Genomic DNA, 5,402 nt, shown 5'->3' with positions numbered 1-5,402 from the left:
CCGCCCTGCCCGGCGAATCCCTCTACCCCGTCAAGCGGGCGATCGAGGACGCCCGCACCGGGCTCTCCTCCGGCGACGCCGCCAAGGGCGCCCACCTCCTGGCCAGTGCCCGGGGTCGACTGGCCGAGGCCGACCAGCTCGCCGGCACCGACTCGGTGTCGCGGGACGCGGCGGTGGCCGACACCCTGACCTCGTTCGACGAGCAGGCGACGGAGGCGTCGGAGATGCTGCTCGACGCGTACGCCGCGACCGGCGACGAGCAGCTCATCACCTCGCTGCGGACCTTCACCGCGAGCAGCCTCGACCGGTTGGCCCTCCTGGAGCCGACGATCCCGGAGTCGGCCCGCGACGAGCTCGTCACCGCCGGCAACACCCTCGCCGAGATCGACGCCCGCGCCGCGACCGCCTGCCCGGCGTGCGGCGGCGGGGTCGGCACCCTGCCGCCCTTCCTGCTCTCCGCCGCGATCCCCGGCGAGGACGTCGCCACGGTGCTCAGCACCTCGTCGGCATCGATCATCGACCGCGGGCGCACCGGTCCACCGGCCATCACTGCGACGATCTCGGGGCAGGACGTCGGCGGCATCGTCGTCCCCGAGCTCGACACCACCCTCGGCGGCGCGGCCAGCGGCACCCAAGACGGACCCACCGGGACCGGCACCGGCTCCCCCACCGAGGGGCCGGGCACCGCTGGCGGGACCGGCGGGAACGTGGAGAAGACCGTGAAGGGCACGGTCAAGGGCACCGTGAAGGGGGCGACGGACGGTCCGGTCGACGACGTCACCAAGCTCCTCACCGGCGACGTCCCCACCCTGGTCAACGAGGTGCCCGTCGTGGGTCCGGTCGTGGGACCGGTCGTCGGCGGGGTGCTCGGCGACGTCGGCGGCACGCTCGACCAGACCACCGACTCGCTGCTCGACTGAGCGGCCCTCGACCGCGCCCGGGCGGGTCAGCGGGTCAGCGGAAGACGCTGTCGCGCTCCCGCAGCAGCGTGTAGAGCGTCTGCTGGATCGTCTCGCGCACCTGGTCGGTGACGTCGAAGACCAGCATCGGGTCCTCGGCCTCCGCAGCGTCGTACTCGTCGGTGCGGATCGGCTCCCCGAACTCCAGCAGCCACTTGGAGGGCAGCGGGATCATGCCGAGCGGGCCGAGGAGGGGGAAGAGCGGAGTGATCGGGATGTACGGCACGCCGAGGAGGCGGGCCAGGTTGGGGAGGTTGCCGATCATCGGGTAGATCTCCTCCGCCCCGACGACCGACAGCGGGACGATGGGCACCCCGGTGCGCAGCGCGGCCGACACGAAGCCGCCGCGGCCGAAGCGCTGCAGCTTGTAGCGCTCGCCGAACGGCTTGCCGATGCCCTTGAAGCCCTCGGGCCACACCCCCACCAGCTCGCCACCGGAGAGCATCCGCTCGGCGTCCTCGGTGCAGGCCAGGGTGGCGCCGCTCCTGCGGGCCATCGAGCTCACGACCGGCATCTTGAAGACCAGGTCGGCGCCGAGCGGGCGCAGGAAACGACCCGTGGTGTCGTGGACCGCGACCATGGTCATCAGGCCGTCGACCGGCACGGTGCCGGAGTGGTTGGAGACGACGAGCGCGCCCCCGGAGGCGGGGATGTTCTCGGCACCGCGCACCTCGACGCGGAACCACTTCTCCGCGACGGGGCGCAGGGCGGCCATGAGGAACCGCTCGGTGACCTCGGCGTCGAAGCCGTACTCGTCGACGACGTAGTCGCCCGACAGCCGACGCCGCAGGAAGGCCATGAGCTCGGCCAGCCGCCGCTCCCACTGGTCACCGAAGAGCTCGACCGCCGCGTGCTGGAAGGCGTGCAGCCAGTCGCCCACGGGGATGCCCGCCAGCGGGTGCCGCTCCTCGGTGGTGATCGCGGGGCGCGGTCCCGGAGTGACCTGCTCGGACCCGACCGGGTCGGCGACAGGCACCGGGACGGGCCGGGCGGCCTTGACCGGAGCGGGCCTCGGGGCGACCTTGCGGGGAGTGGGCGCGAGGTTGCGGGCGGCCGCGGAGGGGCGCTGCTTGCCGGTGCCGCGACCGGGTCGACCCGACGTACCGATGGGGACGACGTCGGCACCCTCGGGGCGGGGACGCCCGGCCTCAGCCATCGGTGTCCCCGGACGTCGTGCCGGCCAGGGCCGGCTCGGAGGGGGTGCGCCGCGGGACGCCCAGCGACACACCGAAGTCGGCGAAGGCCGATGCGGTGGTGAAGCGCGGCTCGAAGCCGAGCTCGGTGCGCATCCGCGTGGTGTCCACCCCTCGACCGTAGGTCAGGAAGCCGATCTGCTCGGGCGAGAAGTCCGCCATGCGGGCCCGGCGCAGGGTCGAGCCGAGGCGGCCGACCGCGACCGCCGGGAGGGCGACCGACGGCTTGCCCAGGCGACGGACCGCCTGGGAGAGCATCAGCATGCCGGGGCCGGCGACGTTGAAGGTGCCGGGCGTGCCGGCGTTGACCGCGTGCTTGAGCACGGCGAGCAGGTCGTCCTCGTGGAGGAACTGCAGGCGCGGGTCGAAGCCCAGCACCCGCGGGACGACCGGCAACCGGAAGTAGCTGGTCATCGGGCTGCTCACGTGCGGACCGATCACGTTCGCGGCGCGGATCATCGTCACCGCGACGTCGGGCCGGCGCCGCGCGAAGCCGCGGACGTAGCCCTCGACCTCGTAGACGTCCTTGGCGTAGCCCGAGGAGGGGAGGCGCTTGGGCCCCATCTCCTCGGTGAACATCGCGGGGTCGCGCGAGCTCGCGCCGTACACCGTGGTGGTGGACTTGACGACCACCTGCTCCACGTTGGGCGCCTTCTGGCATGCAGCGAGCAGCTGCATGGTGCCCATGACGTTGAGCTCCTTCATGGTGTTGCGTCCCCCGGCGGAGCCAGGGGTCGCGATCACGCTCATGTGCACGACGGTGTCGACGTCCTCCTTGGCGAGGACCTTGGCGATGACCGGCGTACGGATGTCGGCGCGCACGAAGGAGACGTCGCCGATGTCACCGCGAGGTGGGACGACGTCGACGCCGATGACCCGGTCGATGGACGGGTCGCTGGCGGCCGAGCGCGCGAAGCGCCGACCGATGTCGCGGGAGATCCCCGTGACCAGCACGACCCGTCCCATGACCTACGGCCCCCGGCCTGAGACCTACTTGCCGAGCTTGCGACGCTGGACGCGCGTCTTCTTGAGAAGCTTGCGGTGCTTCTTCTTGGCCATGCGCTTGCGCCGCTTCTTGATGACAGAACCCACAGGGAAACCTTTCGCGTGCGTCGCACGAGCACTCCTGCGCACGTGCGGCGCGCAGGCAGGCGCCCGCGCGACCTGTACAGCCTACTGGCCGTACCGGACGGTGGAGAATCGTGTGGCCTGGCTCGCACCCGACCGGGGCCCGACGAGGGTCGGGAGGACACGCCGGACGACAGTCAGCCGGCGTTGTAGAAGCTCTTGCGGAGGTACTCGTTGACGTCGTCCTCGGTCACGCGGAAGGAGCGTCCGACGCGTACGGCGGGCAGCTCACCGCCGTGGACGAGCCGGTAGACGGTCATCTTGGAGACGCGCATCTTCGCAGCGACCTCGGCGATCGTGAGGAACACGACGTCCGACATGTCGCCGTTGGAGGTGGGGGCCATGGTGCACCGATCCTTCTGTGCCGCACGGCACCGGCTTCCCCGCCGGTGTCACAGTCGTGCCGCTGTCGCCGACAATAGGGCCTTGTGTGACCCGTGGGGAAGGGGTTGCTCATGAAACTTGTGGGACCAACGGCGTGTCGGGTTGATTTCGCCCGGCCTGCCCTGCGGCGGGTGGCCGTCAGGGGTAGGGATCGAGGCCGTGCAGCGGGAAGACCTCGGCGCGGGTGGCCATGATCGCGCGGTCCAGCCAGGTCTCGGGGTCGTAGCCGTCGTTCCAGTCGCGGAAGGCCGGCGTGCGCCCGTCGGTCATCCGGTAGGGCGGGGTGCGGTCGAGCATCTCGGTGACGTACGCCCGCCACTCCGGCGGCGTCTCCGTCTCGGGCGGCAGCGGGTGGCCGCCGACGATGGCCAGCAGGTGCGTCCAGGCACGCGGGACGACGTCGACCAGGGCGTAGCCGCCACCGCCGGTCGCGACCCACCGTCCCTCCGCGACCTCGTGGGCCAGCTCGTGCAGCGCGAGGTACGCCGCCCGCTGCCCGTCGACGCTGAGCATCAGGTGCGCGAGCGGGTCCTCCATGTGCGAGTCGCAGCCGTGCTGCGTCACCAGGATCTCGGGCCTCCACTCGCGCAGCAGCGGCGGCACGACGGCGTGGAAGGCGCGCAACCAGCCCGCATCGGCCGTGCCGGGCGGCAGGGCCACGTTGACCGCGGACCCCTCGGCGCCGGCGCCGCCGGAGTCGGAGGGGAACCCGGTGCCGGGGAAGAGCATCTGGCCGGTCTCGTGCAACGAGATCGTCAGCACCCGCGGGTCGTCGTAGAAGATGCGCTCCACCCCGTCGCCGTGGTGGACGTCGACGTCGACGTAGGCGATGCGCTGGTGGCCCTGGTCGAGCAGGCTCTGGATGCCCACGGCGACGTCGTTGTAGATGCAGAAGCCGGCGGACCGGTCGGTCATCGCGTGGTGCAGGCCGCCGGCGATGCTCGCGCTGTGCAGCGACTCCCCGCTCGCGACCTGGCGGCAGGCCTCCACGGTCGCGCCGACGACGTGCGCCGCGGCCGTGTGCATGTCCGGGAAGACGGGGTCGTCGTCGGTCCCGAGCCCGTGCTCGGGGTCCTCGCCGCCGTCGGTGCCGCAGCGCGTGACGGCCGCGATGAGGCCGCGGTCGTGGACGGTGGCGATCAGGTCGTCGTCGGCGATCGGGGCCTCGACCATGCGCACGTGCTCGAGCACGCCGAGCTCCTCGGCGAGACGCATCGTGAGGTCGACCCGGACCGGGGACATCGGGTGGCCGGGCCCGAAGTCGTACTCCGTCAGGCTCTTGTCGAAGACGACGGACGCGGGACCGGGGCACTCCATGTGACCGACGCTACCGGTAACGCGCCCGTGGGGCGGTAGCCACTCGTGCGGCTCCGGGCGCCGATGGAATTGAACATGTTCAAGAACGGGGCTACGGTGTGGGACATCCACTTTTGAACACGTTCAAGGAGTCGTCATGGACTGGACCGCCGTCACCTACCTCAGCTACCTCGTCGTCACCGTCCCGCTCACCATCTGGGTGGCCCGCACGCTGTCGCGCAACGGTCGGGTCTTCCTCACCGACGTCTTCGGCGAGGACACCGGCCTGGCCGACGCGGTCAACACCCTGCTCGTCGTGGGCTTCTACCTGCTGAACGTCGGGTTCGTGCTGCTCTACCTGCGTACCGGCACCGTCGTGGTCACCCTCACCCAGCTGATCGAGGTCGTCAGCCTCAAGGTCGGCGTGGTGATGGTCGTGCTC

6 protein-coding genes and 1 pseudogene are annotated in these 5,402 nt (G+C 71.5%); 2 read left to right on the top strand and 5 right to left on the bottom strand.

The annotated features are described in order from the left end of the window. The coding region (locus tag AC1DQF_RS21090) for a DUF5667 domain-containing protein (RefSeq protein ID WP_477527183.1) at positions 1-920 on the top strand (920 nt) is incomplete at its 5' end. 34 nt (positions 921-954) lie between these two features. Here the strand turns inward: AC1DQF_RS21090 and AC1DQF_RS21085 are convergent. The 5 genes from AC1DQF_RS21085 to AC1DQF_RS21065 form a co-directional block, all read right to left on the bottom strand. Beyond that, positions 955-2,115 carry a lysophospholipid acyltransferase family protein gene (locus AC1DQF_RS21085; RefSeq protein ID WP_477527182.1) on the bottom strand — a complete coding sequence of 387 codons (1,161 nt, stop codon included), beginning with the start codon at positions 2,113-2,115 and terminating at the stop codon, positions 955-957. Continuing rightward, on the bottom strand, positions 2,108-3,118 hold the full coding sequence (locus tag AC1DQF_RS21080; RefSeq protein ID WP_477527181.1) for an NAD-dependent epimerase/dehydratase family protein: 1,011 nt from the start codon (positions 3,116-3,118) through the stop codon (positions 2,108-2,110). The genes AC1DQF_RS21085 and AC1DQF_RS21080 overlap by 8 nt, the downstream gene beginning before the upstream one ends. Positions 3,119-3,142: 24 nt before the next feature. Continuing rightward, positions 3,143-3,244: a 30S ribosomal protein bS22 gene (locus AC1DQF_RS21075; protein WP_008356322.1), complete on the bottom strand. Its 102-nt coding sequence runs from the start codon at positions 3,242-3,244 to the stop codon at positions 3,143-3,145. Positions 3,245-3,417: 173 nt separating this feature from the next. Next, positions 3,418-3,624, bottom strand: a complete 207-nt coding sequence (locus tag AC1DQF_RS21070; RefSeq protein WP_477527180.1) for a helix-turn-helix domain-containing protein — start codon at positions 3,622-3,624, stop codon at positions 3,418-3,420. Positions 3,625-3,802: 178 nt separating this feature from the next. Further along, a complete protein-coding gene (locus tag AC1DQF_RS21065) occupies positions 3,803-4,981 on the bottom strand; it encodes an acetoin utilization protein AcuC (protein WP_477527179.1) in 1,179 nt (392 codons plus the stop codon). A gap of 136 nt (positions 4,982-5,117) precedes the next feature. Between AC1DQF_RS21065 and AC1DQF_RS21060 the strand changes: the two are divergent. Beyond that, positions 5,118-5,402: pseudogene (locus AC1DQF_RS21060) on the top strand (hypothetical protein); the annotation flags it as partial.

The sequence above is a fragment of the Nocardioides sp. P4_G4 genome (genome assembly GCF_056401085.1).
Note: the sequence above shows the minus strand (reverse complement) of the source record. Positions and strands in the feature narration are given on the sequence as shown.